Source organism: Mycobacterium sp., assembly GCF_050700595.1.
In the GTDB taxonomy this organism is placed as follows: domain Bacteria; phylum Actinomycetota; class Actinomycetes; order Mycobacteriales; family Mycobacteriaceae; genus Mycobacterium.
The window spans coordinates 1-2045 of the sequence record NZ_JBOHHI010000151.1 but is presented as its reverse complement, the minus strand read 5'-3'; the positions used below and the strand labels follow the sequence as shown (position 1 = coordinate 2045).

Annotated in this window: 1 protein-coding gene, 1 pseudogene and 1 other annotated feature; the gene and the pseudogene both read left to right on the top strand. The window is 65.2% G+C overall.

Annotation, left to right across the window (positions count from 1 at the left end):
• Nucleotides 1-51 precede the first annotated feature (51 nt).
• A pseudogene (locus ACRDTL_RS14080) lies at nt 52-696 on the top strand (IS630 family transposase); the annotation flags it as partial.
• Between the two features lie 53 nt (nt 697-749).
• Nucleotides 750-2014, top strand: a protein-coding gene (locus ACRDTL_RS14075) for an IS3 family transposase (RefSeq protein ID WP_431507320.1) whose coding sequence is annotated in 2 segments (ribosomal slippage) — nt 750-1056 and nt 1056-2014 — 1266 coding nt in all. Because the reading frame shifts where the segments join, the coding sequence is not laid out codon by codon here.
• Nucleotides 1052-1183, top strand: a sequence feature (AL1L pseudoknot). Its footprint overlaps the gene before it by 132 nt.
• Nucleotides 2015-2045: the final 31 nt, after the last annotated feature.

The window sequence follows — 2045 nt, the reverse complement described above, 5'->3', positions numbered from 1 at the left end:
CTAGTGGTGTGTCTCGCAAATAATCAAGGTGTTGTTCGGTATCCTTGTCTCATGAGTGCACCAGCAGCGCCGTTGCCGTTGACCGCCGGTGAGCGCGACACCTTGGAGAGGTTGGCGCGGGCGCAGTCGGCGCCGCATCGGCAGGTGCTGCGAGCGCGGGTGTTGTTGTTGGCCGCCGATGGGGTGGCCAACGCGGTGATCGCCCAGGAGGTCGGGGTGACGGCGGGGACTGTGCGGGCGTGGCGCTCCCGGTTCGCCGTCGACGGGTTGGCCGGCTTGGGCAAGATCCGCGCCGGTCGGGGCCGCAAGCCCTCGATCAGCGAGGAAACGGTCGCCCAGATTGTTGGGCTCACCACGACGACGACTCCGCCGGGGGCCACGCATTGGTCGTGTCGCACGATGGCCAAGAAGGTAGGGGTCAGTTCGGCGACGGTGCAACGTATTTGGTCGGATCTCGGTCTGCAACCGCACCGGGTCGACACGTTCAAGGTGTCGGCCGATCCGAAGTTCGAGGACAAACTCATCGACGTCGTCGGTTTGTATCTGAACCCGCCGGAGAAGGCGATCGTGTTGTGCATGGATGAGAAGTCCCAGATCCAGGCTTTGGATCGTACGCAGGCCTCGCTGCCGATGGTGGCGGGCCGGGCGGGCACGATGACTCATGACTACAAGCGCAACGGCACCACGACGCTGTTTGAATCGCCCTGGCAATGCTGGAGGCTCCAGACCTTGGAAACGAGGATGGAGCTATGTCGAAGAAACAGTCACCGTCGGCCAAGCCAACGAGTCGCCGTTACAGTGCCGAGCAGAAGGCCGGGGCGGTACGGATGGTTCGGGCATTGCGCGCGGAGTTGGGCAGCGACCACGGCGTTGTCGCCCGGGTAGCCGATCAGCTCGGCTACGGAGTCGAGTCGGTGCGGACCTGGGTGCGCCAGGCCGACATCGATGACGGCTATCAGGCCGGGGTGTCGACCACCGAGGCACGGCGCATGAAGGAACTCGAACAGGAAAATCGAGAACTCAAGCGCGCCAACGAGATACTGAAACGTGCGGCAAGTTTCTTCGGGGCGGAGCTCGACCGCCAACACAAGAAATAGTCGACTTCATCGACGCCAATCGCGAGGAGTTCGGGGTCGAGCCCATCTGCACTGTCCTGCGCAGCGCAGGAGTGTCGGTGGCCCCGAGCACCTACTACGCCGCCAAGAAACACGAGCCCAGCGCCCGGGCCCGCCGGGATGCGGTCATGGCTCCAGCACTGGTCAAGCTCTGGGAGGACAACTACAGGGTCTACGGAGCCCGCAAGCTGTGGAAAGCCGCCCGCCGGGCCGGCCACGACATCGGCCGCGATCAGGTGGCGCGGCTGATGCGCGCCGAAGGCATCCACGGGGTGCGCCGCGGCAAGAAGGTCCGCACCACCCGACCCGAAGAAGGCGCCGAACGCCACCCAGACCTGGTCAAGCGCAACTTCACCGCCGAGGCCCCCAACCAGTTGTGGGTCACCGACCTGACGTTCGTGGCCACCTGGGCCGGGGTGGCCTACGTCTGCTTCATCATCGACGCCTTCAGCCGCATGATCGTCGGCTGGCGCGTCGCCTCGCACATGCGCACCACCATGGTGATCGATGCCATCGAGATGGCGCGCTGGTCGCGGGGAACCACGTTGGCGGGCTTGCGATGTCACTCCGATGCCGGATCGCAGTTCACCTCGATCCGCTACACCGAGCGCCTCGCCGAGATCGGCGCGGTGCCCTCGATCGGGTCCGTCGGCGACAGTTACGACAACGCTCTGGCCGAGACCGTCAACGGCTACTACAAGGCCGAGCTGATCTACGGGCCCGCCCGGCCGGGACCGTGGAAGACCGTCGAAGACGTCGAACTGGCCACCCTGGGCTGGGTGCACTGGCACAACACCACCCGGCTGCACAGCTACCTCGCCGACCGACCCCCGACCGAGTTCGAGGACGCGATCTACGCTGACACACGGACCGACCAAGCCCTGGTCGGAATCCAATGAACCGAGCCTCCACCAGAACCAGGGCGCTTCA